Annotated in this window: 21 protein-coding genes; 9 read left to right on the top strand and 12 right to left on the bottom strand. The window is 44.8% G+C overall.

Translation table 11 applies throughout. From position 1 onward, the window contains the following. Positions 1 to 140 precede the first annotated feature (140 nt). Both MC7420_RS17970 and MC7420_RS17965 read left to right on the top strand, forming a co-directional pair. Positions 141 to 2,756 carry a chloride channel protein gene (locus tag MC7420_RS17970; RefSeq protein WP_006102029.1) on the top strand — a complete coding sequence of 872 codons (2,616 nt, stop codon included), beginning with the start codon at positions 141 to 143 and terminating at the stop codon, positions 2,754 to 2,756. An 82-nt stretch (positions 2,757 to 2,838) separates the two neighbouring features. Then, a complete protein-coding gene (locus tag MC7420_RS17965; protein WP_006102079.1) occupies positions 2,839 to 3,471 on the top strand; it encodes a hypothetical protein in 633 nt (210 codons plus the stop codon). Between the two features lie 400 nt (positions 3,472 to 3,871). Here the strand turns inward: MC7420_RS17965 and MC7420_RS17960 are convergent, their stop codons facing one another. Beyond that, positions 3,872 to 4,828: a hypothetical protein gene (locus MC7420_RS17960; protein WP_006101916.1), complete on the bottom strand. Its 957-nt coding sequence runs from the start codon at positions 4,826 to 4,828 to the stop codon at positions 3,872 to 3,874. 299 nt (positions 4,829 to 5,127) lie between these two features. On the opposite strand from MC7420_RS17960, the gene iscB reads away from it, so the two are divergent. The 3 genes from iscB to MC7420_RS17950 all read left to right on the top strand — a co-directional run bounded on the left by iscB (position 5,128) and on the right by MC7420_RS17950 (position 8,469). Next, on the top strand, positions 5,128 to 6,411 hold the full coding sequence (gene iscB, locus MC7420_RS17955; protein WP_044207918.1) for an RNA-guided endonuclease IscB: 1,284 nt from the start codon (positions 5,128 to 5,130) through the stop codon (positions 6,409 to 6,411). A gap of 413 nt (positions 6,412 to 6,824) precedes the next feature. Then, positions 6,825 to 7,169, top strand: coding sequence for a hypothetical protein (locus MC7420_RS39925; RefSeq protein ID WP_157453214.1), 345 nt, complete (start codon positions 6,825 to 6,827; stop codon positions 7,167 to 7,169). Next, entirely contained in the window at positions 7,141 to 8,469 is a 1,329-nt protein-coding gene (locus MC7420_RS17950; RefSeq protein ID WP_006102038.1) for an ATP-binding protein, read from the top strand. The genes MC7420_RS39925 and MC7420_RS17950 overlap by 29 nt, the downstream gene beginning before the upstream one ends. 365 nt (positions 8,470 to 8,834) lie before the next feature. Here the strand turns inward: MC7420_RS17950 and MC7420_RS17945 are convergent, their stop codons facing one another. Next, positions 8,835 to 9,041 carry a hypothetical protein gene (locus MC7420_RS17945; protein ID WP_157453213.1) on the bottom strand — a complete coding sequence of 69 codons (207 nt, stop codon included), beginning with the start codon at positions 9,039 to 9,041 and terminating at the stop codon, positions 8,835 to 8,837. 182 nt (positions 9,042 to 9,223) lie between these two features. Between MC7420_RS17945 and MC7420_RS39920 the strand changes: the two genes are divergently transcribed. Further along, entirely contained in the window at positions 9,224 to 9,400 is a 177-nt protein-coding gene (locus tag MC7420_RS39920; protein WP_157453212.1) for a hypothetical protein, read from the top strand. Between the two features lie 728 nt (positions 9,401 to 10,128). On the opposite strand, the gene MC7420_RS17940 is transcribed toward MC7420_RS39920, so the two are convergent. The 3 genes from MC7420_RS17940 to MC7420_RS35385 all read right to left on the bottom strand — a co-directional run bounded on the left by MC7420_RS17940 (position 10,129) and on the right by MC7420_RS35385 (position 12,405). Beyond that, entirely contained in the window at positions 10,129 to 10,680 is a 552-nt protein-coding gene (locus MC7420_RS17940; RefSeq protein ID WP_006102025.1) for a transposase, read from the bottom strand. Positions 10,681 to 11,488: 808 nt separating this feature from the next. Then, positions 11,489 to 11,704 carry a hypothetical protein gene (locus tag MC7420_RS39915; RefSeq protein ID WP_157453211.1) on the bottom strand — a complete coding sequence of 72 codons (216 nt, stop codon included), beginning with the start codon at positions 11,702 to 11,704 and terminating at the stop codon, positions 11,489 to 11,491. Between the two features lie 32 nt (positions 11,705 to 11,736). Then, entirely contained in the window at positions 11,737 to 12,405 is a 669-nt protein-coding gene (locus tag MC7420_RS35385) for a histidine phosphatase family protein (protein ID WP_006101854.1), read from the bottom strand. A gap of 165 nt (positions 12,406 to 12,570) precedes the next feature. On the opposite strand from MC7420_RS35385, the gene MC7420_RS17930 reads away from it, so the two are divergent. Then, positions 12,571 to 16,518 (top strand): PAS domain S-box protein, encoded by a 3,948-nt coding sequence (locus tag MC7420_RS17930; protein ID WP_006102000.1) that lies wholly within the window; start codon positions 12,571 to 12,573, stop codon positions 16,516 to 16,518. A 10-nt stretch (positions 16,519 to 16,528) separates the two neighbouring features. On the opposite strand, the gene MC7420_RS17925 is transcribed toward MC7420_RS17930, so the two are convergent. After that, complete coding sequence (locus tag MC7420_RS17925; protein ID WP_006101987.1) at positions 16,529 to 16,816, bottom strand: hypothetical protein; 288 nt, start codon at positions 16,814 to 16,816, stop codon at positions 16,529 to 16,531. Positions 16,817 to 17,155: 339 nt separating this feature from the next. Here MC7420_RS17925 and MC7420_RS17920 point away from each other — a divergent pair, with 339 nt between their 5' ends. Continuing rightward, positions 17,156 to 19,588, top strand: coding sequence for a response regulator (locus MC7420_RS17920; RefSeq protein ID WP_006102103.1), 2,433 nt, complete (start codon positions 17,156 to 17,158; stop codon positions 19,586 to 19,588). Between the two features lie 356 nt (positions 19,589 to 19,944). Here the strand turns inward: MC7420_RS17920 and MC7420_RS17915 are convergent, their stop codons facing one another. From MC7420_RS17915 to MC7420_RS17900, 4 genes are all read right to left on the bottom strand, one after another. Beyond that, complete coding sequence (locus MC7420_RS17915; RefSeq protein ID WP_006102013.1) at positions 19,945 to 20,370, bottom strand: type II toxin-antitoxin system VapC family toxin; 426 nt, start codon at positions 20,368 to 20,370, stop codon at positions 19,945 to 19,947. After that, positions 20,367 to 20,582: a hypothetical protein gene (locus MC7420_RS17910; protein ID WP_006101974.1), complete on the bottom strand. Its 216-nt coding sequence runs from the start codon at positions 20,580 to 20,582 to the stop codon at positions 20,367 to 20,369. The genes MC7420_RS17915 and MC7420_RS17910 overlap by 4 nt, the downstream gene beginning before the upstream one ends. Positions 20,583 to 20,677: 95 nt before the next feature. Further along, complete coding sequence (locus MC7420_RS17905) at positions 20,678 to 21,694, bottom strand: serine/threonine protein kinase (RefSeq protein ID WP_006101910.1); 1,017 nt, start codon at positions 21,692 to 21,694, stop codon at positions 20,678 to 20,680. Positions 21,695 to 21,997: 303 nt separating this feature from the next. Next, the gene (locus MC7420_RS17900) at positions 21,998 to 23,458 is read right to left on the bottom strand and encodes a PAS domain-containing sensor histidine kinase (protein ID WP_006102005.1); all 1,461 of its coding nucleotides are present in this window, start codon (positions 23,456 to 23,458) and stop codon (positions 21,998 to 22,000) included. Between the two features lie 562 nt (positions 23,459 to 24,020). Between MC7420_RS17900 and petJ the strand changes: the two genes are divergently transcribed. Then, positions 24,021 to 24,353 (top strand): cytochrome c6 PetJ, encoded by a 333-nt coding sequence (petJ, locus tag MC7420_RS17890; RefSeq protein ID WP_006102051.1) that lies wholly within the window; start codon positions 24,021 to 24,023, stop codon positions 24,351 to 24,353. Between the two features lie 192 nt (positions 24,354 to 24,545). Here petJ and MC7420_RS17885 read toward each other — a convergent pair whose 3' ends face one another. Together MC7420_RS17885 and MC7420_RS17880 are read right to left on the bottom strand one after the other, a co-directional pair. Continuing rightward, complete coding sequence (locus tag MC7420_RS17885; protein ID WP_006101886.1) at positions 24,546 to 25,010, bottom strand: DUF29 domain-containing protein; 465 nt, start codon at positions 25,008 to 25,010, stop codon at positions 24,546 to 24,548. A 129-nt stretch (positions 25,011 to 25,139) separates the two neighbouring features. Further along, positions 25,140 to 26,090 carry a F0F1 ATP synthase subunit gamma gene (locus MC7420_RS17880; RefSeq protein WP_006101925.1) on the bottom strand — a complete coding sequence of 317 codons (951 nt, stop codon included), beginning with the start codon at positions 26,088 to 26,090 and terminating at the stop codon, positions 25,140 to 25,142. Between the last annotated feature and the right edge of the window lie 60 nt (positions 26,091 to 26,150).

Raw genomic sequence — 26,150 nt, 5'->3', positions numbered from 1 at the left:
TGATGGGGAGCCGGGGAAGCTGGGGGAGCTGGGGGAGCTGGGGAAGCTGAGGAAGTTAACTCAAAACTCTACCTTACCTATTGCCTATTCCCTGTTCCCTGTTACCTTTTCCCTAACAAATGACAAATGACAAATGACAAATGATCAATCCCATACGTCAATGGTTACTGCCCAAGCGACGTTTGGCGATCGCAGAAGCTTGTTTAATTGGGGTGGTTTCTGCGCTATCCGCCGTGTTACTCCAACACAGTATTGGTTGGCTCGGTTCATGGCGGGTTCAAACTTCTGAACAATTTCCGCCCTTTCTAGTTTTACCCGCTTTCGGACTGGTATTGGGAGCACTGTCTGGATTCTTGGTTGAGTATTTGGCACCCGATGCTTCTGGGAGTGGTATTCCTCAGATTAAAGCCGCACTTGGAGGGTATCCCATCGCTCTAGATTTGCGTGTAGCGCTGGTTAAACTCGTCAGTAGTATTTTAGCGATCGCGGCAGGACTGACCCTGGGACGTCAAGGACCCACAGTTCATATTGGTGCAGCGTTAGCGGCTCAGTTTAGCCGTTGGTTTCCTACCTCTCCGAGCCATCGACGCCAGCTCATTGCGGCGGGTTCAGCGGCGGGTTTAGCGGCGGGGTTTAATACCCCAATCGCGGGTATTTTGTTTGTGGTTGAGGAATTAATCCATGATTTTTCCGGCTTAACGCTAGGAACAGCGATTCTCGCTTCGTTTATCGGTGCGGTGATTTCCCGGATTTTAGGGGGTCGTAGTCTCGACCTGAACCTGGAACTAACTCAAACAACCAGTAGTTTTTCTGCTCCGGAGATTCCCTTTTATTTAATCCTGGGTCTTTTAGCCGGATTACTGGCAACCTTATTTAATCGTGGGATTCTGTTTTCATTGACGCTACAACGCCGCTTTCATGTCTCTTTGGCGGTAAAAATGGGGCTAGCGGGATTAATCTGTGGTTGTGTGGTTTCTCTGTTACCCCCGGATTTTCGCAATAATCGTGGGTTGCGGGAGTTGTTAATTACAGGCGCAGAAAGTTGGCAATTCACTAGCCTCGCTTTAGTAACCTACTTTTTTCTCACCCTAGTTTCTTATGGATCAGGCGCTCCTGGGGGTTTATTTCACCCGTCACTGGTTTTGGGTTCTGCCTTGGGTTATCTGGTGGGCGTTGCTAAATTATCGTTTTTAGGGGTTGGGGAACCGACGACTTACGCCTTGGCAGGGATGGGGGCGTTTTTTAGTGCTGTATCTAAGGTTCCTATAACCGCGATTGTGATCATATTTGAGATTACGGCGGATTTCAATCTGGTTTTACCGTTAATGATCACCTGTGTGGTGTCTTATCTAATTGCCGATCAACTCTCCAAAGGCTCACTTTATCAGCGTCTGTTGGAATGGAGAGGGTATACCTCCCCCACTCAAAAAGTAGACAAGGGTTCATTGGTTGGGTTAACAGCAGAGGATTTGATGCAACGACAGGTAGAAACCTTATCGCTGCACATGACTCTGGATGACGCCTTGCAGATGGTATCTCGTTCGACGCACCAAGGGTTTCCTGTGGTAGATGAAGGGACGCTAGTGGGGATTATTAGTCAATCAGATCTTACACAGGCGACAAAAATGCAAGGCAATCCGCCCCGTTGTCCGTTTCCCGGCACCACACCTCTAGCAGAGATTATGACATCGCACCCGATAACGGTGAAGCCGACAGCGAGTTTAGTCGATGTGCTTTATCTGCTCAACCGTTATCACCTCAGTCGCCTCCCAGTCACTGAAGGGCGGAAGTTATTGGGAATTATTACCCGCAGCGATATTATTCGGGCGGAATTGGATCAGCTTGATAGTAAGACAACTCAGACTAGATCACAATCAGAACCCTCTTATGTAGTTTATCAAACCCGATCGCCAGAAACGGGACGAGGACGGTTATTAGTTCCCATCGCTAATCCCCAAACCGCCCCCATATTAGTCAAACTCGCCGCCGCCATCGCCCGCGATCGCGACTATGAATTGGAATGTCTACAAGTGATTCTCGTCTCCCGCAGCACGTCTCCTGCAGAAACGCCAGTAACAACCACAAAAAGTCGTCGGTTATTACGTCAGGCGGAAAAGTGGGGACGAGATTGGAATATACCCGTTCACACTCAAATACGGGTGAGTCAGGATATTACTCAAGGGATTCTAGACACCATTAAAGAGCGACATATTAATTTGATGATGATGGGGTGGAAAGGCTCAACCTCAACCCCTGGACGCATTTTTGGCGGGGTAGTGGATGCAGTGATTCGACAAGCGCCCTGTGATGTGATGGTCGTTAAATTGGGTGAAATGATGCATCCGCCTTATATCCCTCCCTTCTTTCAGCGTTGGTTGATTCCCATCGCAGGCGGTCCGAATTCGCAACGCGCTTTGGAATTTCTGCCAGCGTTAATTCCCTTAAGTAGTAAGCCACCCGATATTCGATTATGCCAAGTCTTTGATCCAGAAGATACGATTATGGATACAACCGCCATAGAAGAAGCTAGCGACTTTTTAAAGAAACAAACCGAGGGTCGGATTCGCCGGATTCCTATTCGCGCCAGTGAGGTTTCTGATGCGGTGGTTTATATCGCTAATAACCAATTATGCGATGTCGTGGTTTTAGGCGCAAGTCGGGAAGGGCTATTACAGCTCATGATTCAGGAGAATATACCGGAAGCGATCGCGCGGCGGGTGAAGAGTACCGTTATTTTAGTTCGCAGTGCGACATAATATGTCCACCTACTTAAAAGATTAGATTCCATCGACGGGTATTATAGAACGGGAAACAAACAATAAATGTCACCAATTCGTTATGGTACAAATCATTCAATCCCAAGATATAGACTTGCGTTATCTCCTAGAAAACTATAGACTCCAATTGGTTGAAGACAACCAATTTTTTACCGAGTGGCAGGAAGATTTACCCGAGCTATCTGATTCCGACAAACAACAATTAGACAAAGTAAAAGCGGGTTATCTCAATCTGCTTAACTATCCCCCCTTACTAGAGGATGGGGTGAGAATGGCTGTCTTAGACCCTATTCTCTTCATTGGTGATTTTTATCTGGCTCCCTTTTACGTTAAATCCGAACAATCCATTGATATTGTCGAGGAAGATGATGTCGTAATTATCAGGGGAAGAATTGATACATTAGTCTTAAAAAACCAGCTTTGGGTTATGGTTATCGAGTCGAAACGAGCCTCCTATTCCATTGAAGCCGGACTTGCCCAAATGTTGGCGTATATGCTAGGAAATCCCAATCCAGAAAAACCTAGCTATGGCATGATTACCAGTGGAGGAACGTTCATATTTGTCAAATGTGTTCAGGAAGACTATCCCAAATACGCGACATCAAACTTGTTAGCGACTCGCAACCCTGGAGATTTGTACAGCGTTCTCAAAATTTTGAAGCGCTTAAGTCAAATTGTAATTAGGGATTGTTGAATAAATGTTCAAGATAAAAAGTCTAGATAAAGTCCTGAAACCTTGTATTAGCTTACCATTGATGAAACTATATTAACTTTGTAATCCAGACAATCCAGTCCGCGCCGGCGGACTTTTTTTGTGTAGCAGCGACTTCCAGTCCCCAGGATTCCCGTTATTTTTTCCAAGGAAGCTTTGTCCCCATCTCAGTTAGCGCTGAGAAGACTAAATAGAGGATGAGAAAGCTAACACCTGCTAGAAAAAGAACTAAATCATTATCCATAATTGGAACCTAGACCGTTAAATTAAATGAGTCCTTAATTGCATAAGGGCGCAAGCCTTGCACCCCTACATTTTGGTGTGCGATTCGTAATTGAGAACCGCTATACTTATGTAGATGTAACTTCTCCAATAAAATTATTCAACGTTTCTTCTTCGACCCAGAAGATCGGCTGCTACTACTACCAAAACTAGAGGAACGATTTCGGGATGAACTGGGCTTAGGTTTCGATTGGCTAGACTGTCTTAAATTACTACTCCCGTAACCCGAACCCGTGGTTCTGCTACTTGATGAAGACGGGGAGGAACTTGTTGAGGAACCTGTCGATGGTGGTGCAGATTGAGTGGTTGTAGCTGGATTCGTTGTTCCCGGTGAAGCTTGAGGCGTTGTTGATTTATCCGTTGGTGTTGATGGGGTTGTACTGGATGAATTCGTGGATGCGGGTGAGGTTCTCGGAGTTGTGGTTTGACTCGTGGTTGACTTCCGCAAGACTCCTGATGTACGTAACTGATTGTTCCGCACTACAGGCGGTGGTGTATTGTGGTTGCTTTGATATTTAGCTACCGCTTGGTCATAACTTGAGGCATGATAACCACTATGCAGCACTTGACCGGATTGATAGGGGGGTGGAATATAGTATCGAGGAGAATAAAAGTCCAGTTCAATCTCAATCTCCCCATCACTCTCAAAGGGTTGCCAATAGGTTGATTCCTCACGCACAATTACCATTTCATTGTTCCCGGCGGGTTCAGTAACGGCGTGGATATATTCAATCTGAAACTCTGGACTCAAATGCAACACGGCTTGGTTATTCTGCATTTGTAGATAACTTTGTTCCCCAGCGTTGAGTTCCTCTGGCGTCAGAGGTATCATTTGCGGGTTCGTGGTACTGTAAACCGGGGGCGTGGAGTTCATTAAAAATAAAGTATACTGCCCATTCGCGTCATTGTAGGTCACTTGCTGGAGAGGATACTTCCCATCTGTGAGTCGAGTCTGAGACGATACAGTGTTGGTGTTCTGTTGTCCTACAGGCTGAGAATAGTTAGTTGCATCCTGACAAGCCAGTGTTGTCCAACACAGCGTTACACTGAGAAGCACGGGAGTAAATTTGCGGAACGTTCGACGTCAACTACCGCACACCAACCCTTAGGGGTATGGTGTGGGCTTGAAAAAGCCTGTTGACCAGACGGCTCACCTCGACTTCGCTCGGTGAGCGGAGCCGAACCGAGCAGCCGTTAAGACTAAGAGTTAACGTTCGTACCAAGGGATGCGTGCCAGTTCCTTGCTCTACAACTGGGTAATTAAACAGGTCATTCGGAAAAGCCAGTGTTACTCAGAAAGTACCGGGTCTTAACACCGTCGAGGCAAACTTTACCAAGAAATTGAGAGATGCAGTAATGCGTGTTTTCGTTCTAGATAAAAACCTGAAACCTCTTGACCCTTGTCATCCAGCAAGGGCTAGAGAACTACTCTCGCAAGAGAGGGCTAAGGTATTTAAGCGCTATCCATTCACTATTGTTTTGCAAGACAGAGCCGAGTCAGAGTCTGTTACTCATCCGCACCGAATTAAAATAGACCCTGGCAGCAAGACAACGGGTATTGCGGTTGTTCAAGAGAAAACAGGACGTGTAACAAGCGCTTTTGAAATCTCACACCGAGGGCAACAGGTTAAAGATTCCCTTGAATCCCGCAGATCATTAAGGAGGGGGCGACGCAATCGCAAAACTCGTTACCGCAAACCCCGCTTCCTGAACAGAACCCGTAAAAATGGATGGCTACCACCATCCCTTGAGAGTCGAATTGCCAATATTGAAACTTGGGTGAGGCGAATCAGAAAACTTTGCCCAGTTACCACAATCTCTCAAGAGCTAGTCAGGTTCGATTTGCAGCATATCCAAAACCCTGAAATTAACGGGGTTGAGTACCAACGAGGTGAACTGTTTGGTTTTGAGGTCAAAGAGTATTTACTCGCCAAATGGGAAAGAAAATGCGCTTACTGTGGCGTTAAAAATGTCCCCTTCGAGATTGAACATATAATTGCTAGAAGTAAGGGAGGTTCCAATAGAGTCAGTAATCTCTGCCTTAGTTGTCATTCCTGCAACCAAGCTAAGGGGAACAAACCCGTTGAAGAATTCCTGAAAAAGAAACCAGAAGTCCTCAAGCGGGTATTAGCTCAAGCCAAAGCACCTCTTAAAGATGCCGCAGCCGTTAATGCTACCCGTTGGGAACTGTATCGAAGGCTTCAGTCAACTGGTTTGCCAGTAGAGGTAGGTTCTGGAGGTCGAACAAAGTTCAACCGTAAAACGAAAGGCATCGAAAAAACTCATTGGACTGATGCAGCTTGTGTTGGTACTTCAACGCCTAAAAAACTTCTTCTTAACGGAATTAAACCTTTGAGCGTTAAAGCCAAAGGTCACGGAAAAAGACAACGTTGCGGAACCAATAAATTTGGGTTCCCAATTCGTCATGCTCCGCGAAAGAAATTCTTCATGGGTTTCCAAACTGGAGACTTGGTTGAAGCTAATGTTTTAACTGGAAAGTATGCAGGAGCCTACAGGGGTCGAATAGCGATTCGATTCAAACCAAGCTTCAAGTTAACCACAGGAAGTCAAAAATTCGACGTGCATCCAAAATATCTGAAAACAATTCATAGAGCTGACGGATATGAATATGCATTCTAAACACAAGGATTCGCTGTCACTCAATTTATTTGTTGGCGGCAATTCCCCAGACGCTGACCTTTCAGGTACAGGCGTCCGCCCCCTTGCCGCATTTAAGGTGGCGTACTCATAACCGCTCCTAAATAATTTTTCATGGATACTATTGTAACTTGTAGTATTTAAGGACTGTTTAAACCGGACGCCTGGGGGTCAGTCTCTGTCTATTACTCAGAATTAGGTCTTGGATTATATGTGCGATCGCGAGTGTCGTTACATTTATTAACCAACGTCACCTGTCCCCAATCCTGATAATTTCTTGACAACAAGACACCTATAGTATCCTGATTTCGGGTCAGGCGTCCAGAATAGTGAAGAGAAAACGGATGGAAGAGTAATCGCAATCCTCACATCGATCTAGCAATTTGTAGGAAAAAATGAATAAACGACTATTGAGTGTCAGCCTCCTGTTCCCTATTTTACTGCTTGAGGCAGGTCACAGTTCAGCGCATTCTGGAAGCACAGCAAATCAAGCATTCGTATTTTCCAGACTTAGCCCGAGAACGTCTCAGGTTACACTCGATAGGCAAGAGTCTCCCCCATTTTTCCTGGTTGCTAGGAAAGAAAAACCCAAAACCTGTCGGTGGGCGGGTTATTGTGACGACGAGGATAACCAGGATAATGCGACAAGTGCGATCGCGTGGCGAGATGCCGTATCTTTCAACGACAATAGAATCAGGACGATGAGGACTTATGGGACTAGATCTACCGAGATTTTATAAAGCGTGCAATCCAAGCAAGCCCTTAACCGTAGGGGAAGTTGAAGATCAGCAGTATTATATTGATTTTTCCCCGGTGAGAGGGAATCGAATTATTCAGTCATTGCAACGCACCATTGCCTTAATTTCACCCGATGAACCCACTTGCCAACTGTTTACAGGTCATATTGGCTGCGGGAAGTCCACCGAATTGCTACGACTCAAAGCCGAGTTAGAAAAGCAGGGCTACTATGTAGTTTACTTTGAGTCTTCCCAAGACTTAGATATGGCGGATGTCGATATTACGGATATTCTCCTCAGTGTAGCGGGTCGGGTCAGTGAAAGTTTAGAAGGGATTACAATTAAACTGAAACCCGGTTATTTTGCCAATTTGTTTAGTGAGATTGCCGACTTTCTGCAAACGCCGATTGAACTAAATGCCGAAGCAGAACTATCGGTTGGCATTGGTAAAATTACCGCCAAAACCAAAGAAAGTCCCAAACTCCGTCGCCGCTTACGGGAATATCTAGAACCCCGCACCAGTGGTATTTTAGAATCAATTAACACCGAACTATTAGGACGGGCAACCACGGAACTGCGGCGACGGGGAAAAGCTGGACTGGTGGTGATTGTCGATAATTTGGATCGGGTAGATAATCGTCCGCTTCCCTCGGAACGCTTACAACCTGAATACTTATTTATTGACCGAGGTGACCAATTACGGAAACTGAATTGTCATGTCGTTTATACCCTTCCGTTATCATTAACCTTTTCCAATGATGTGGAAATTCTGAAAAATCGGTTAGGGGGTGGATTACCGCCGACAATTTTACCCATGGTTCCTGTGCGCGAACGGGATGGATCAGAATGTAAAGAAGGGATGGATTTGTTGCGGCAAATGGTCTTAGTGAGAGCATTTCCGCACTATACTCCAGCACAACGATTCGCCTTACTTTCCGAAGTCTTTGATAATACTGAAACCTTAGATCGTCTCTGTCAAATCAGCGGTGGGCATCTGCGGAACTTACTGGGACTTCTATTTGGCTGTTTGCGACAAATGGACCCGCCGATTTCGCGGGATTGTCTAGAAGGCGTAATTCGCGAAAGTCGGGATTACCTCACCTCATCCATTGATGATGAGGAGTGGGAGTTACTGTTTCAGGTGGTACAACAACAGACAGTGAAAGGAGACGTGGAATACACCACTCTGCTGCGTAGCATGTTCGTCTATGAATACCGCGATCGCTATGGGAATTGGTTTTCCATCAATCCAGCGCTAGAAGAGACACAGAAGTTTCAAGACTGGTTGAGAGAAAACACCTAAAATGGCTGTTGCTGTAATCCTGGTTAACAGTAATTGTAGGGGCGGGTTTAGGGATTCAATGATTAGACAACACCGCAAATAATACAACAAAACCCGCCCTATCCCCACCACCAGATAACAAAATCTACCCTAATATTCCACGCGATCGCACGCCAATCCTCCCCATCCTGTAGGGGCGGGTTTAGGAATTCAATGATGATACACACCGCAAACAAAACAACGAAACCCGCCCTATCCCCACCACCAAACCACGAAATCTATCCTAATATTCCACGCGATCGCACGCCAATCCTCCCCATCCTGTAGGGGCGGGTTTAGGGATTCAATCATCAGACAACACCCCCAACAATACAACAAAACCCGCCCTATCCCCACCACCAAACCACGAAATCTATCCTAATATTCCACGCGATCGCACGCCAATCCTCCCCATCCTGTAGGGGCGGGTTTAGGAATTCAATGATGATACACACCGCAAACAAAACAACAAAACCCGCCCTATCCCCACCACCAGATAACGAAATCCCGCCTAATATTCCACGCGATCGCACTAATCTTTCACGCGATCGCACACCAATCATCTACCCCATCCTGTAGGGGCGGGTTTAGGAATTCAATGATGATACACACCGCAAACAAAACAACGAAACCCGCCCTTCTCCACCACCAGATAACGAAATCTATCCTAATCTTTCACGCGATCGCACGCCAATCACCTACCCCATCATGTAGGGGCGGGTTTAGGGATTCAATCATGAGACAACACCGCAAACAAAACAACGAAACCCGCCCTTCCCCACCGCCAAACCACGAAATATTCCACGCGATCGCATCCATTAATCGAATGTTATTGGTGGCGCAGGGCGGGTTTTGTATGAATGTTATTGGTTTTCCTGTCAATTTTGTGCCTAAACCCGCCCCTACAGATTAATCGAATCTTATTGGTGGCGCAGGGCGGGTTTTGTATAAAGGTTATTGGTTTTCCTGTCAATTTTGTGCCTAAACCCGCCCCTACAGATTAATCGAATCTTATTGGTGACGCAGGGCGGGTTTTGTATGAATGTTATTGGTTTTCCTGTCAATTTTGTGCCTAAACCCGCCCCTACAGATTAATCGAATCTTATTGGTGATGCAGGGCGGGTTTTGTATGAATGTTATTGGTTTTTCCTTCAATTTTGTGCCTAAACCCGCCCCTACAGATTAATCGAATCTTATTGGTGATGCAGGGCGGGTTTTGTATGAAGGTTATTGGTTTTTCCTTCAATTTTGTGCCTAAACCCGCCCCTACAGATTAATCGAATCTTATTGGTGGCGCAGGGCGGGTTTTGTATAAAGGTTATTGGTTTTTCCTTCAATTTTGTGCCTAAACCCGCCCCTACAGATTAATCGAATCTTATTGGTGGCGCAGGGCGGGTTTTGTATAAAGGTTATTGGTTTTCCTGTCAATTTTGTGCCTAAACCCGCCCCTACAGATTAATCGAATCTTATTGGTGGCGCAGGGCGGGTTTTGTATAAAGGTTATTGGTTTTCCTGTCAATTTTGTGCCTAAACCCGCCCCTACAGATTAATCGAATCTTATTGGTGACGCAGGGCGGGTTTTGTATAAAGGTTATTGGTTTTCCTGTCAATTTTGTGCCTAAACCCGCCCCTACATTAGATTTATCTTCGATTTGTATGCAAGGCTAAATTTTTAATGGTTCCATCCCATTCTTTAGAACCACTAGGATGCAATTCGTCTTCTTCCCAGGCTATGGGATTATTCACAATATATTCACGAATTGCGGTTAATGATTGTTCATTGCGGATAATATGTTCATAATAGCCACGTTGCCACACGGGGACACCCCTCTGGCGACGATTTTTATTAATGCGGCGTGCAGAAAAGGTTTTGAATCCCCGGATAATCTCTGGCAAGCCATGGTATTTTTGATCAGTAGTATCCGCTGTCAATATCAGAATGCCATGGAGATGATTGGGCATGATCACAAATTCATCTAATTTTAAATTAGGATGATAGTGAAGCAAATTTTGCCAATGTAAATAGACAAATTTGCCGGAATCGCTTAACTGCATTTGACTATCGATGATTTCACCTAACAGGGTTTGGCGTTGGCAAGTACAAATGGTAATAAAATAAAATCCCGGTTGTGTATAATCATAATCTTTAAGGCGGATTGAACGTCGATGATGTTGATCCAGATTGTATTTCATGATCAGATCGCACGAGGTTTTCCTTTGACAAAATGTGTAGGGGCGGGTTTAGAAATTTAATGATCAGACACACCTCCAACAATACAACAAAACCCGCCCTTCCCCACCACCAAACCACGAAATCTATCCTAATATTCCACGCGATCGCACGCCAATCATCTACCCCATCATGTAGGGGCGGGTTTAGGAATTCAATCATCACACACACCGCAAACAAAACAACGAAACCCGCCCTATCCCCACCACCAGATCGCGAAATCTATCCTAATTTTCAGGCGATCGCACGCCAATCATCTACCCCATCATGTAGGGGCGGGTTTAGGAATTCAATCATCACACACACCGCAAACAAAACAACGAAACCCGCCCTATCCCCACCACCAGATCGCGAAATCTATCCTAATTTTCAGGCGATCGCACACCAATCATCTACCCCATCATGTAGGGGCGGGTTTAGGGATTCAATCATCACACACACCGCAAACAAAACAACGAAACCCGCCCTATCCCCACCACCAGATCGCGAAATCTATCCTAATTTTCAGGCGATCGCACACCAATCATCTACCCCATCATGTAGGGGCGGGTTTAGGGATTCAATCATCACACACACCGCAAACAAAACAACGAAACCCGCCCTATCCCCACCACCAGATAACAAAATCTATCCTAATTTTCAGGCGATCGCACGCCAATCCTCCCCATCCTGTAGGGGCGGGTTTAGGAATTCAATGATGATACACACCGCAAACAAAACAACAAAACCCGCCCTATCCCCACCGCCAAACCACGAAATCTATCCTAATTTTCAGGCGATCGCACACCAATCATCTACCCCATCATGTAGGGGCGGGTTTAGGAATTCAATCATCACACACACCGCAAACAAAACAACGAAACCCGCCCTTCCCCACCACCAAACCACGAAACCTATCCTAATATTCCACGCGATCGCATCCATTAATCGAATGTTATTGGTGACGCAAAGCGGGTTTTGTATGAATGTTATTGGTTTTCCCGTCAATTTTGTCCCTCAACCCGCCCCTATATGTTCATTTATTTAAAAATTCCACCTTTCTCTATAAATTCTGGGATAATTAAACGATGCCATTCTAGTTTGATCAACTCCGTATTACCAAATTTCTGACCCAATACATCCACCGAACTGGTATTTTCCGTGATGATGCTAACCAGAATTCGGATTGAACCGATGTGACTACAAATCAAAATATTATTCACCTCACTCATTTGCGTAAACCGCGCCAGATCAATCAAAAACGAGAAAATTCGTTGGGATAATTGGGCATAACTTTCGCCATTTTCGGGGGCATAGTTTAAATTACCAGCCGCATATTCGGGAATAAATCGGAGTTTGCCACCTTCTAATATGCCCAAATTCCGTTCATTTAGTCGCTTATCTTTGTGGATACTGCCCACGCTAATATTGCCGCTAGTTATAGCAAGATCTAACGTTTTATAGGCGCGTTTTAATCCAGAGGCAAAGGCTAAACTGTACTCTGGATCAAGTTGAGTTCCTAAGACTCTGGCTTGGGCTTCACCTTCAGGCGTTAAGTCTACATCTTGAGAACCCGCAATTCGCTTTTCGGCATTGACGGTGCTTTGAGCATGACGGAAGATGTGTAATGTTACCGGAGTTGCTAAAATCAAGGGGTGCTTGAGGTGTTGGCGGATGTCTTGCCAACTGAGAATTTTGTCATTTGTCATGCGTTACTTGTCCTTTGAGGCAATCGGGAACAGGGAACGGGGAACACCTCATTTTAATGTATATCAATCAGTTTAGCTGATCAGCGTCATACTACTCTTGACCATTTAAGTTAACGTCTTACACAAAATTAATACAGTATAAGATACTCGATTCGACGACGAATTATGCGAGACATCATCAAAAAAATCCGCCCATTTTCTTTGAAAACGGTTTTCATTGTTCCCTTCGTTTTACAAATTGTTACCGCTGTGGGATTAGTTGGATATTTGTCCTATCGCAGTGGGCAAAAAGCTGTTGAAGATCTGGCAAACCAATTACTTCGAGAAACCGCCGAACGAGTCAGCGATCGCATCAACAGTTATTTTGCCCAATCTCGTCAATTTATTGCTCTGAATCAATTGGCGGTTGAACAAGGGGATTTAGATCTAACCGATGTTGATCAAGTTTACAGGCGACTCTGGCGGCAAATGCAGGTCTCTAACGCTCCGACTGCACTGGGCTATACGAGTCCCACAGGATTGCATATTGGGGTGGGACAGGATAAATTAGGTCTAATTTCTCCTCCAGGTTCTTATATTAAATCTGAGTTAAAAGGGACTGCCCCAGGAACGCGAATCTATTCCCTACTTGATGAAGCGGGTCAAGAGATTAAAACGCTTCAAACGCTGCCCAACTGGGACCCCCGAAAACGCTCCTGGTATCAAGAAACCCTTCATAAAAACGCCCAGATTTGGACAGAAATTTATCCGTATGTCGGGCTACCTGTTGCTGGAATAGATCTATCTACTCCCGTTTCTCGAAACAGCGTTTTTAAAGGCATATTAAATTCTGTTTTTATGCTTGATCACATTAGTTCGTTCCTGGAAGAATTAGACATTTCTACCTCTGGACAGGTATTTATTATAGAACGTTCTGGAAATTTAGTCGCCACCTCAACGCAAGAACAGGCTTTTGTCAAAAATATTCAGGGCAAACAACTAATCCGACTCAAAGCTACTGAAAGCCGTGATCAGTTAACGCGGACGACGATGCAAGCTTTACTCAATCAAGACGATAATCTGGCATCAATTCAACACGCAAATTTTACCTTTTTCGGTGATAATTCTATCCCAACCTTATCCCAACGCCATTTTGTTCACGTTGAACCCTATCAAGATGACTATGGCTTGGATTGGTTGATTGTCTCTGTTGTGCCAGAGTCGGACTTTATGACGCAAATTTATGCGAATATTCGCACGACAATTATCCTTTGTATCGCCACTCTCATTATTGCCACAGGATTGGGTATTATCACTGCCCGTTGGGTGACTCAACCGCTACTTAAATTAAACCAATCTGCCAAAAAACTTGCTCAAGGAGAATGGGAACAATCGGTTGTGATTCAGCGCCACGATGAAGTCGGAGAATTGGCGAACTCCTTTGTTCAGATGGCAAGTCAACTACAAGCCTCGTTTACTGAACTTCAGACTCTAAATACAGCATTAACTGAGAGTGAAAGCCGCCTGAATCAAATTCTAGAAGCGATTCCGGTTGGTATATCCGTTCATGATGTTAGCGGACAAATTATCTACGCAAACCAGACATCAAAGCAACTCTTGGGGATCGACACTTTACCGGAAGCGACAACCACCGACTTATCGGGAACCTTTCATGTTTATCAGGCGGAAAGCGAAGAATTGTATCCTGTCGAACAAATGCCTCTGGTTCGGGCATTTCAGGGTGAAAAAGTGAAGGTTGATGATATGGAAATTCGCTTACCCGATCGCAGGATTCCCCTGGAAGTCTATGGCACCCCAATCAGGAATGAAACCGGAACCATTGTCGCCGCGATCGCCACATTTTCCGATATCACGGAACGTAAGCAAACGGAGCAGATTTTAGCCGACTATAACCAGACTTTAGCGACTCAAGTTCGCGAACGAACAGTAGAACTCAATGAAGCCCAACGACTTGCTCATTTGGGCAATTGGTCATTCGATGTAAATAGTAAAAAAATTAGTTGGTCGGATGAAGTTTTCCGAATTTGTGGACGTGATCCGAGTCAGAGTGAACCCAGCTACGAACAGCTTTTGCAACAAATCCATCGTGATGATGTTGCCCAGTTTCAGCATGATATTGAACAAGCCATGACGGAAGGAAAATCCTACGAACATGAACAGCGAATTGTCCGGAGTGATGGTTCAATTCGGTATGTTTTGGCAAAGGGAGAAGCCATATTGAATTCATCCGGACAGGTGGTTCAACTGTTTGGCACGGTACAGGATATTAGCGAACGTAAATTGATCGAGGAACAGTTACGGGAGAGTGAAGAAAAATTCCGCCAACTGGCAGAAAATATCCAAGATGTTTTCTTTATTCTCTCCTACACCGGAGAAATACTTTATATTAACCCTGTTTATGAACAAATTTGGCAGAGAACTTGCCAAAGTTTGTATGATAATCCTCGTTCTTGGTTAGACTCGGTTTTCCCAGAGGACTATCCGTCAACGGTTGCTGCGATGGAACGACAATTACAGGATTCTACTGACTTTGATCAAGTCTATCGGATTACTCGACCCAATGGAGAAATCCGGTGGATTCGCGCCCGTTCGTTCCCGGTTCCTCATCAAAAGACTTACCGCTTTGTCGGGATTGCTGAAGATATTACCGATCGCAAACAAATCGAACTGGCGTTAACAGAAGCCAAAGACGCGGCTGAAACAGCTAATCGGGCGAAAAGTACGTTCCTGGCGAATATGAGTCACGAATTGCGAACCCCCTTGAACGCGATTATGGGGTTTACTCAACTGATGCAGCGCAGCAGTACGTTTCCGGCTGACTATCAAGAGAATCTTCAGATTATTTATCGCAGTAGCGAACACTTACTGACGCTGATTAACCAGGTGTTAGATTTATCCAAAATTGAAGCCGGACGGATCACCCTCAATCAGACCGTTTTTGACCTGTATGCCTTGCTGCGTGATGTAGAAAATCTGTTCCAAATTAAGGCAAGGGACAAGGGATTACAGTTACTGTTTGATTACTCCGATCAAGTGCCTCAATATGTACAAACAGATGCGGTGAAACTGCGCCAGGTGTTGATTAATTTACTCTCGAATGCCTTTAAATTTACTCAGGAAGGCGGGATATCGGTGAAAGTCTCACGGGGTATCGATGTCGGGGAAACTCCTACCGCTAATAAACCTGAGGAGATCACCCTCCAGTTTGAAATTGAAGATACAGGCGCGGGAATGGCTGCGGAGGAATTAGAGAGTATTTTTGATGCATTTATTCAAAGTAAAACGGGGAAACAGCATCAGGAAGGAACAGGATTAGGGTTATCGATTAGCCGTAAATTTGTCCAACTCATGGGCGGTGATCTGACAGTGGCGTCTCAAGTAGACCAGGGTACTGTTTTTAGGTTTGAGATTAGGGTTAAATTAGCCGATGCCAGCCAAGTTCCTAGCCAACAACTGAAACGACGTATTATTGCTTTAGAATCGAACCAACCCTGTTATCGAATTCTAATTGTTGACGATCAGATCGATAACCGCCAACTGCTGATCCAACTCCTCAATCCCCTGGGATTTCTTCTCCAAGAAGCGACAAATGGCAAAGACGCGATCGCGATTTGGCAGAATTGGCAACCTCATCTCATCTTTATGGATATGCGGATGCCGATTATGGATGGGTATGAAGCCACCCAACAGATTAAAGCCACCACTCAAGGGCAAGCCACGGCGATTATTGCCGTCACCGCTAGCAGTCTCGACTCCCAGAAAGCCGTTATCCTCTCCATGGGGTGTGATGGATTTATCAGCAAACCCTTCCGGGATGGGGAGATTTTTGACGCGATTCACCAGCATCTGGGTGTGAACTATGTTTATGAAGAGACAACGACACCAACTCCACCCAACCCAACCCCAGCCCATTCCTTAACCCCAGACTCTCTAGCTGTCTTACCCGCCGATTGGTTACAGGCTTTTCGTCAAGCGACAATATTGGGTGATATTGAGTTGATGCTGAGTCTGATTGAGCAAATTCGCACCTCTCACGAGTCCCTTGCTAACGCCTTGGCTGAGTTAACCAATCAATTCGAGTTGGAGGAACTATTAACCTTAATCGGTTTGTAGTCAGGGAACCTCAGCTATAAACTCCGTTGGGTTGAGCGAAGTCGCCGTTGGGTTGAGCGAAGTCGCCGTTGGGTTGAGCGAAGTCGCCGTTGGGTTGAGCGAAGTCGCCGTTGGGTTGAGCGAAGTCGCCGTTGGGTTGAGCGAAGTCGCCGTTGGGTTGAGCGAAGTCGCCGTTGGGTTGAGCGAAGTCGCCGTTGGGTTGAGCGAAGTCGAAACCCAACCAATCCCAATGTAGGGGCGCATGGCGTGCGCCCATAAAATCGGTGAGCCAGTAGGGTGGGCATTGCCCACCAGCCATAAATCAGTACCCTAGCGGATTGAATCTTTTCAACCTTCCCGATTTACAGAATTTTAATACAACGAGCAGTTTTGTAAAGATTTTGTAAAGATTTTGGTCAAGTTTCTGAGATATCTACTGTATAGTTGAGTCTGACTGCCGATTTAGTTACTATAGTTTAAAGCAATTAAACCTCCGGGTCAAAACGCTGACGTCATGAGTAATGTGACGGAACCTCAGAAATTCAGTCTCTGATACTCTTCCTCTTGAATCGGGAAAAGATCAAGGCTATTTTTTTTAACAAAAGTAATTTATTGCTTTTGAAACAGTGATTTAGTCCAATAACCCTAAAGTTAATCAATGCTAAAAACATTGCTTTATACTTCCCAAATTTCAGCTAGCCTAAACCACAGTTTAAAAGAAACTATTTTAATCGTTGATGACTCTCCTGACAGCTTAAGTTTCTTACGAAAACTTTTAGCTGAACAAGGATATACCGTCAGAGTATCCCTCAATGGGCGACAGGCACTTCAGTCTGTTGACCTGATGCCGCCTGATTTAATTTTACTCGATATTTTAATGCCCGACATAGATGGGTATCAAGTCTGTCAACAGTTAAAAGCTAATCCGGAAACCCAAGCCATTCCGATCATTTTTATCAGCGCCCGAAAAGAAACATTTGATAAAGTCAAAGCCTTTGAAATCGGCGCAGCTGACTACATTAGTAAACCGATTGCAACCCAAGAAGTTTTAGTCCGAATCGAGCATCAGTTACACATCTTACGATTACAACGGCAACTGAAGCAAGAAAATGCCCGGTTAAGCCAGGAAATCCAAGACCGCCAAAACACTGAAGCCAAACTGCGTATAAGTGAAGCGTCTCTGCTGCAAGCCCAAAGAATTGCCCAAATCGGGAGTTGGGAATTTGATGTCCGCACTCGCCATGTTACTTGCTCAAGAGAAAAATATTGCATCTTTGGACTTGATCCCAATTCGTCAGTGATTACCTACGAGGATATTATCCAACGCATTCATCCGGATGATCAACCCCTATTTGAAGAAACCGTCCAGGATGCGATCGCCTCAGGACAACCTTACAATATCGAGTTTCGAGTTATCCGCCCCAATGGGCAAATTCGCTATCTTGAATCTAGAGGAGAAGCACTTCTCAATGATCAAGGTCAAGTGATTCAACTCTTCGGTATTTCCGTGGATATGACCGAACGCAAACGGCGACAACAAGCTTTGCGATTAATCGTAGAAGGAACCGCCGCCACAACGGGTGATACCTTTATGAGTTCCTGTGCGCGTTATTTAGCACAAGTTCTCCAAGTTCGTTACGCCTTAATTGCGACATTTGCCAATCCTGCGGGTACGCGAGTTCGCACATTATCCTATTGGACAGGTGAAAATTGGCATGAAAACATTGAGTATGATTTGAAAAATACCCCCTGTGAAGATATGTTGCTGGGTAAGACTTGCCACTATCCTAAAAACTTGCAACAACTGTTTCCTAAGGATCGCATTTTACAAGAAATTAATGCTCACAGTTACTTTGGCAGTCCGTTGAAAGACTCTGACGGCAATGTCATCGGTTTTCTAGCCGTGTTAGACGAGAAACCAATGCCGTTAACCGTTGAAAAACGGATGATTTTACAAATATTTATCGCCCGTGCTGGGGTAGAACTGGAACACCTGCAAGCTGAAGCAGAATTGCAACAATCGGAAGCACGAGAACGGCAAAAAGCACGAGAATTGAAACTGACGCTATCGGAATTACAACAAACGCAATCTCAACTGATTCAATCCAAAAAAATGTCCAGCTTGGGTCAGATGATTGCTGGAGTTGCCCACGAAATTAACAATCCAGCCACATTCATTGCTGGAAATATTCCCATCGCTCACCAATATTTTAATGACTTAATCAAATTAATCAAACTTTACCAGGAGGTTTACCCGCATCATCATTCCGAGATTCAAGCTTGTATTGAAGACATTGAATTAGAGTTTTTACAAGCGGATATACCGAAAATAATGAACTCAATGAATGTCGGTGTGAATCGAATTCATCAGATTGTCATGTCACTGCGGCGATTTTCTGGGCTAGATGAAGCCAAACAGAAAGTAGTGAATATTCATGAGGGGATTGATACAACGCTGGTTTTGATGGAACACCGATTGCGTGCAACCAATATTAAAGTGATTAAAGAGTATAGTCAAATTCCCTTGCTTACCTGTTACGCCAGTCAATTAAATCAAGTCGTTATGATGTTGATTGAAAATGCGATTGATGCGTTACAAACCGATAGCAAATTTCACAATTTAAAATTAAGATTGGTTCCCACAATTACAGTTAGCACCGAACTCAGGCAAAGTAAGACGAAAGCAGGGGAAGCAGGGGAAACAGGGGAAACAGAGGAAGCAGGGGAAGCAGGGGAAGCAGGGGAAACAGGGGAAGCAGGGGAAGCAGGGGAAGCAGGGGAAGCAGGGGGAGAAAAAATTAAACTTAGAGCTTATCCGAGCAGTATTGAGAGTCAAGGGTTTTCAAGTGCTATTCCTGCTGCCCCGCAGGTTGTCGTGATTCGGATTTCTGATAATGGAATCGGTATGAGTGAGGAGATACAAGAAAAAATATTTGACCCGTTTTTTACGACTAAACCTGTGGGAAGTGGTACAGGTTTGGGGTTAGCGATTAGCCACCAGATTATCGTGGACAAACATAAGGGTAATATTCTGTGTTTTTCTGTACCAGGTCAAGGAACCGACTTTATCTTAGAAATTCCCTTAACTTGAAGCAAGAGGAGGCGATTGAAATCGCTGCTACACAAACAAAGTCCGCCTGCGCGGACTGGTTTATAACGGGGGTAGCTAACCCGGATTTGGTATAAATTGTTCCTATCTGTTTGAGTTTTAGATTGGATTGCACTAAAGCTAGATCAGGGTACGATAGTATCGTACCCCTACCGAATCAATTATCCCTCAGCTGTGGTAGGGGTAAGGATTGCCGTGTCCTATTAAGCTGTTTGGCATTTAAACCTTAATATCAATAACGGCGAAAGCCTTGTAGTGCGTTTAGCGAAGCCATGCCGCAGGCTTTGCATCTTGCTCGCTACTAATACCCAATTTAAATGCATGACAGCTTATCCCTTTTACCAAGAATCAAACCAGTTTTCTACTTCCAGACCATCAAAATCTTGAAAATCCGAAACATTATTTGTCACTAAAACCAAATCGTTAGTCAACGCAATAGATGCTATTTGACCATCACCAAAAGCAGGGGTTTTACCTACCTTAGATAACCTCGCTCTTTCCTGTGCGTGATATTGTGCCGCTTTTAAGTCATAATCAAATAAAGGTAGTCTTGCTAAAATAACATTATTTATATAATCTTCTAAATCTTGTCGTTTTTGAGACACAGGAAGTCGAAAACACCCATATAGTAACTCATGGATAACCACAGTAGCTGTTGCTATTTCCCGTTGATATAACCTGAGCTTTTGCATTACATTAGGATTGGGTCGGGGTCGTTTAGCCTCAGACAGAACATTTGTATCTAATAAATATTTTAGGCTCACAAATTCACCTCTCGTCCCGGTAACTTATCCCGTAAATTTTCAAACGTATCATCATCAAGACTTTCTAGATCTACCCTTTGCCTAAAATCCTGTAACGCCGACCAAAAATCCTTAACCTCTTTAATTTCTACTAAAACCTCTTGGTTATCTGGAAAATCCACATCCTCTAATAACTCAATGGTTTTTCCTCTTTTAATCCCTTTAACAAACATAACTTTACCTCATGACAAATTTACTAATGATAAACTCTCTTCTGATGCCACTCAGAAGGAGAGGGGGTCATAGGAGCGATCGCGCGATCGCACAGTTATTCTTCGGTTTCTGGTGATTTTAAGTATAAGGGGGATGAGACAGAGGGGTTGACATCTGGAGAAGATTCTGGAATAATTTTATCCCAAAATCCTGTTCCTCCAAGACTGGCAGATACCACGCCAGCGACGATGCCAACTACCCCTAAAATCCCAACAACCATCGCCCAACGGGGTTTTTTGCCTAATCCAGAAATCACACCCTCTCGCTGTAGTCCCAACAATTTCAACCAATCCAGCACCGACTTGGGGCGTGCTTCGGGTTCGAGTTTCATTCCCGCCAAAATCGCTTTATTAACACGCTGAGAAATTTGAGAATTAATCTGTTTTGGCGGAATTAAATCCGCCTTACCCTTTTGGCGATCGCTAGAGGTGGGGGGTAGCTTCCCGGTTAAAAGTACATACAGCGTTGCAGCCAGAGAATAGACATCTGTAAACGTTCCGCGCGATCGCGTCTTCGACTTGAGTTCAATCGGGGCAAAAACTTCATCTTGCCATCCCAAAGTTAAGGGATACTCAAATTTCCCGCCCAGGTCAAAATCAATCAGTACCGCCTGATATTGACCCGCCCTCACCATAATATTGGCAGGTTTTACATTCTGATGCAGCAATCCCTGCTGATGGGCGGCGATCAGCGCTTCCCCCATCTGCTGGATATAACTCAACGCTTCCTTTTCGGGTAACACTCGTTGAGACAGGTTCCCTAGACTCTTTCCCCGAATGTACTCCATCGCCAGACAAAAAAACTGTCCTTCAACGAATGTCTTGTACACCTTGATGACATGAGGATGCTGACAGCCTTCTAGCCGCCGCGCCTCATTGACAAACTTACATTTGAGACTTTCTCGACGTAAAGGAGTTAGCTTTTTGAGTCGATCCTCATTCAGCGTTTTGATGACCAGTTCGTTTCCTTGTGCGTCTGTCGCTAGGTAGGTAATACTGAAACCCGCCTTGCCTAATGTTTTCTCAATGGTGTATTGACCATTGTGTAGTTTCTGCCCTATTGTCCACGCCATCGCCTGTGCATTTAAACCCTTTGTTCCTATTTTGGCAGATTTGTCATTCGTTATTTGTCATTCGTCATTTGTCATAAGCTGTCATGCATTTAAATTGGGAATGGGTAGCGAGCAAGATGCAAAGCCTTCGGCATGGCTTCGCTTAACGCACTACAAGGATTTTGCCATTCTTGACATTAAGGTTTAAATGCCGAACAGCTTACTCGCTTCGCGAGAAGCAAGCTATGTCATTTGTCATTCGTTTCCCCCAGCTCCCCCCGCTTCCCCAGCTCCCCCTGCTCCTCCTGCTTCCATCTCCCATCCCTACTGCACCAAGGGAATCGCCACGATAAACTGGGTTCCCTTTCCCTCCTGGGAGATACAGCGGATTTGACCCTGATGCTTTTCCACGACGATATTATGGGCGATGGATAACCCTAACCCTGTCCCCTTCCCCGTGGGTTTGGTGGTAAAGAAGGGATCAAATAAGTGATCCTGAGTCGCTTTTGGCATTCCGGGTCCATTATCAGCAATGGTAATCACCGCCCACGGCGTCTGAGAAGCGCGATCGCACTCTGAAAGTATCCCCTGCTTCTGCCAATATTCTCCGCTTTGTACGGCTGTAGAAATCGTAATTTGTCGCGGTTCAGGCTGATTGTCAAAGGCGTCAATCGCATTGGCAATCAGATTCATAAACACTTGATTAAGCTGACTACCATAACACATCACAGGCGGCAGATCCCCATAATTTTTAATCACCTGAATTTCTGGGCGTTCAGCTTTAGCTTTTAATCGATTGTGCAGAATCAATAAGGTACTGTCTAACCCTTGATGAATATCAACCGATTGCATCTGCTGCTCATCCAGACGCGAGAAGTTCCGCAACGACAGTACAATATCTCGGATGCGGTTGGCTCCGATTTGCATGGACGACACCATTTTGGGTAAATCTTCAACAATAAACTCAATATCCTCTTCCTCGATAACGGCTTCAATCTCAGGTATTTCCACGGGACAATGTTTCTGATAAAGCGCCAAAACCTGTAACACACTATTAACATACTCACGAGTATGAACCAGATTGCCGTAAATAAAATTGACCGGATTATTAATTTCGTGGGCAATTCCAGCCAGCAGTTGACCCACGCTGGACATTTTTTCGCTTTGAATCAGTTGACTCTGGGTTTGTTTCAGCTTCTCCAATGCCTCTTCGAGTTGTTGGGCTTGTTGTCGCGCCTTCAGTTCCGATTGTTGCAAGGCTTGTTCTACCTGCTTGCGCTCGGTGATATCAAAGCGAATGGCTAAATATTGGTAGATTTCTCCCTGTTCATTTAAAAAAGGAACAACGGTAGTATCCACCCAATAATAGGTTCCGTCTTTAGCTTTATTTTTGATTTCGCCTTTCCAGACTTTACCCGATGCGATCGTCGTCCAGAATTCTTTAAAAAATGCTGGCGGATGATAACCCGACTTGATCAGGCGATGGGTTTTGCCAATTAACTCTTCTCGACGATATTGTGATATTTCGCAAAATTTATCATTGACATAGTGAATCACGCCCTGTTTATCGGTAAGCGCCACAATTGCGGCTCGATCTAAGGCAAATTCTAAATCAGATAATTCTTTAAGCGTTCGCTCCAAATTCCTATTCACAAAGTTTTGCTGCCCAATCCCTAGATTCGCTAAAGTCTCTATACCTACAGCGTCTTTGAATCCTGTATTCATTCGTCCATTGGTTTGATAATTATAGGAACTCTCTTGCTGATGAAGCTTTTTTGCTGTCATTTTAGGTTTCCCTTTACTTAAGTAAATATATTTAGATTTACGGATTAACCACCGCTTTGAGGATATTTTATGTGTTTTCCAATCAGTAAGATGTGATTTACTTCACTAATTGGCGGTATTTATCGTAAAAAAAATCGAGTAAATTTGAGTTTTGTATCAAAAAGTATGAGATTTATTACAAACCGTTTTCAAACTTAATCTTTCCTTAAAAGTTAATCAATGTTCCGGATTGCTGATTCATCGTTCAAGCTCTAATTTAATTTTTTCTCCCCCCGCTTCCTCGCTCCCCCCGCTTCCCCAGCTTCCAGACGCGCCATGGCACGTCTCTACATGGCTTCCCCAGCTCCCCCAGCTCCCCCAACTCCCCGGCGTCTTGGCTATTTGACTTGGCACGAAACTCTGGATTAGGCGCGTATCCTGGTAAAATTTGTAGAAAGGCAGACACTATTGCATCATGCCTATAGCATCGGATTGATGGATTAGGTCAATTCTGTCCCACATTGCTGCAATTGATAATTGAGCAATAATACTTACTGTCTGTTTTGAGAAGAGGAGAACTACTTTGAAGAAAATTCTGTCCATCATTTTACTCGCCGTCGCCGTGTTTGGTTTGGCATTCAGCCGTCCGGCTCTCGCTGCTGACACCGCAAAGGGTGCTAAAATTTTTAGTGCTAACTGTGCCGCTTGCCATATAGGGGGCAACAACATTGTTATGGCACAGAAAACCCTGAAAAAGGATGCCTTGGAGAAGTATGGTATGGACTCCATCGAGAAAATTGTCTACCAAGCCAAAAATGGCAAAGGGGCTATGCCTGCCTTTATTGGACGCTTAAGCGATTCCGACATTGAAGACGTTGCGGCTTATGTTATAGAGCAAGCTGAAAAGGGCTGGTAATTCAGATCCGTCACACTGTAGAGACGTGCCATGGCACGTCTCTACAGTCTTGTTTGGGGTGGGGTGAACTACCCATCGCTAACCCTATTGGGTATAGCGTGGGCTTCTGACTTCACAGGGGATTGCCGCAGCTTGGACTTATCGCCTCCCCCAAACCCCCACCAACTGTTAATTCTTTGGATCGGGGCGGGTTTATTCAAAAAACCAATCTTCCTTTAACACATCTTCACTCGATGCGGGAGGAGCTTCTGGGAAAAATTGTATGGGTTTATCCATTAAACGCGCTATGACTTTTTTGGCATCCTGATACGTGTTAGGGAAAATTTCGACTAAGTAAGGTTTTAAACTGGGACTATCTGACAATTCATCTCGAATCTGTTGCCGAAATGTAGTGATTTCGGATTTCCACTTATTTTTATTGTATTCTTTTTCTGATTCCCAGTAACGCAGCTTGAGCAAGTGTTCCCAAAGTCGGGTCAAGAGACTTTTAACCGCTCTTCTATTGTTTTTTCCGATGCTTTCCAATTCATCCAATAAATTTTCCCAATCAACATGGGTAAATTCTCTGGAGCGGAGTTGTTGTATCGTTGTCTCTAGCCAGAGGTGATAATCTTGATTGTATAAGGTTGAGGTATTTTGCTCTGTTGATGTTTTCATCAGCTTCTGGCAATTATTGGGAAGGGGCGATATTAGTGGTAGAGACGTAGCCGGCTACGTCTCTACATAAATATTAAACTATAGCGCTGGGCGCGGGCGCAAAGCTTTGCGCCCCTACCTCCCCTACGGCTAACCACCAAGAGCGCTGGCACCGCCAACTACTTCCAGAAGTTCTTGAGTAATGGAAGCTTGTCGCGCTTTGTTGTAAGACAGACTAAGGGTGCCAATCAATTCAGTGGCATTATCACTAGCGTTGTTCATCGACGTCATCCGGGCAGCTAATTCGCTAGCGGCTGACTCTTGTAATGCCCGCAGAAGCTGGTTGTTCAAATACAACGGTAGTAAGGCATCCAGAATTTGGACTGGATCTTGTTCAAAGATCATGTCACGGGATAAAGCACGGTTTTCTGTCGTCACTTTTTCCCGTTGTACCTCAAAGTTACCGCCGCGAGTAGTGAGGCGGAAGATTTCATCATCTTGTGCCTCTAATCCTTGGGCGGTTAAGGGTAATAATGTTTGTACCACCGGGCGAGAACTGATTAAGGAGACAAACTTGGTGTAAACCAGTTCAACCCGATCCACTTCTTCCGATAGGAACAAGGAGAGCAATTCATCGGCAATCATTGAGGCTTCAGGTGCCGTGGGAATTTGTTCTAAGCCTGTGTATTTGGCGTCAATTGGCTGCTCCCGGCGCTCAAAGTATTGGATGGCTTTGCGCCCGATTAAGACATATTTGTAGTCAATGCCTTCTTTCTGGAGTTCCTTGGCGCGGTTTTCGGCACGGCGGATCACGTTGTTATTGTAACCGCCACACAAACCGCGATCGCCAGATACGACGAGTATGCCAACAGACTTGACGTCCCGTTGTTTGAGCAAGGGTAAGTCTACGTCTTCAAATTGGAGACGGTTCTGCAACCCATAGAGAACCTGCGCCAATCGATCAGCAAAGGGACGAGTCGATGTCACCTGTTGTTGGGCGCGACGCACCTTGGCGGCTGCCACCAGACGCATCGCTTCGGTAATTTTCTGAGTATTTTTGACGGATTTTATGCGATCGCGAATCGCTTTTAAATTAGGCATAGTCTGTTCATTGTTAATTATTGATTGTCCATGGTTCATGGCGTATTACCGATGAACCAT

It is taken from the genome of Coleofasciculus chthonoplastes PCC 7420 (genome assembly GCF_000155555.1).
GTDB classification, from domain to species: Bacteria; Cyanobacteriota; Cyanobacteriia; order Cyanobacteriales; family Coleofasciculaceae; genus Coleofasciculus; species Coleofasciculus chthonoplastes_A.
Note: the sequence above shows the minus strand (reverse complement) of the source record. Positions and strands in the feature narration are given on the sequence as shown.

Excerpts from the sequence above, each read along its gene's own strand:
- MC7420_RS17970 (WP_006102029.1), top strand. The coding sequence starts at position 141 with ATGATCAATCCCATACGTCAATGGTTACTGCCCAAGCGACGTTTGGCG.
- MC7420_RS17965 (WP_006102079.1), top strand. The coding sequence starts at position 2,839 with ATGGTACAAATCATTCAATCCCAAGATATAGACTTGCGTTATCTCCTA.
- iscB (WP_044207918.1), top strand. The coding sequence starts at position 5,128 with ATGCGTGTTTTCGTTCTAGATAAAAACCTGAAACCTCTTGACCCTTGT.
- MC7420_RS39925 (WP_157453214.1), top strand. The coding sequence starts at position 6,825 with ATGAATAAACGACTATTGAGTGTCAGCCTCCTGTTCCCTATTTTACTG.
- MC7420_RS17950 (WP_006102038.1), top strand. The coding sequence starts at position 7,141 with ATGGGACTAGATCTACCGAGATTTTATAAAGCGTGCAATCCAAGCAAG.
- MC7420_RS39920 (WP_157453212.1), top strand. The coding sequence starts at position 9,224 with ATGAGACAACACCGCAAACAAAACAACGAAACCCGCCCTTCCCCACCG.
- MC7420_RS17940 (WP_006102025.1), bottom strand. The coding sequence starts at position 10,680 with ATGAAATACAATCTGGATCAACATCATCGACGTTCAATCCGCCTTAAA.
- MC7420_RS35385 (WP_006101854.1), bottom strand. The coding sequence starts at position 12,405 with ATGACAAATGACAAAATTCTCAGTTGGCAAGACATCCGCCAACACCTC.
- MC7420_RS17930 (WP_006102000.1), top strand. The coding sequence starts at position 12,571 with ATGCGAGACATCATCAAAAAAATCCGCCCATTTTCTTTGAAAACGGTT.
- MC7420_RS17925 (WP_006101987.1), bottom strand. The coding sequence starts at position 16,816 with ATGGCTGGTGGGCAATGCCCACCCTACTGGCTCACCGATTTTATGGGC.
- MC7420_RS17920 (WP_006102103.1), top strand. The coding sequence starts at position 17,156 with ATGCTAAAAACATTGCTTTATACTTCCCAAATTTCAGCTAGCCTAAAC.
- MC7420_RS17910 (WP_006101974.1), bottom strand. The coding sequence starts at position 20,582 with ATGTTTGTTAAAGGGATTAAAAGAGGAAAAACCATTGAGTTATTAGAG.
- MC7420_RS17905 (WP_006101910.1), bottom strand. The coding sequence starts at position 21,694 with ATGGCGTGGACAATAGGGCAGAAACTACACAATGGTCAATACACCATT.
- MC7420_RS17900 (WP_006102005.1), bottom strand. The coding sequence starts at position 23,458 with ATGACAGCAAAAAAGCTTCATCAGCAAGAGAGTTCCTATAATTATCAA.
- MC7420_RS17885 (WP_006101886.1), bottom strand. The coding sequence starts at position 25,010 with ATGAAAACATCAACAGAGCAAAATACCTCAACCTTATACAATCAAGAT.
- MC7420_RS17880 (WP_006101925.1), bottom strand. The coding sequence starts at position 26,090 with ATGCCTAATTTAAAAGCGATTCGCGATCGCATAAAATCCGTCAAAAAT.